This window comes from Neisseria sp. P0001.S005 (genome assembly GCF_051963715.1).
The window spans coordinates 1-385 of the sequence record NZ_JBQCTZ010000719.1; the positions used below are offsets into that span (position 1 = coordinate 1).

1 protein-coding gene is annotated in these 385 nt (G+C 37.7%); it reads right to left on the bottom strand.

Going from position 1 to position 385, the window contains the following annotated elements; translation table 11 throughout:
- Positions 1–221: pilus assembly protein PilM (gene pilM / locus ACTHSP_RS22550; protein WP_440347077.1), on the bottom strand; the 221-nt coding region annotated here is incomplete at its 3' end.
- Between the last annotated feature and the right edge of the window lie 164 nt (positions 222–385).

Here is a 385-nt window from a genome sequence, read left to right on the forward strand (position 1 = left end):
GCAAGCTGATCGTAGTCTTGAATTTTGTTGCCTTTGACAATATTTTTAGGCAATTTGGTAATAACGTATTTTTCCAGCTGAATTTGGTTTAAACTACGGCCTGTCAGTTGTACCATCTTAATGGCATGTTGGCTGATGTCGACGCCGATGGCAGAGCGGTTGTTCAATCCGCTAGAAGCCTTGCCTGTTTTGGTATCTTTCGTGCTTTTAAATAAGCGCATGATTTGACTTCCCTGTATCATTTAGGAGTGAGTAACTGTTTCGTTATCCGTAAAGGACTTCTTATTCTTTACACAGTATTGACTGTGGCTGATAGAAATCGTTTCCCATTTTACTTTATTTATCGCCATTAATGGCAAAATTATTACTTAGTCATGATTAAAAA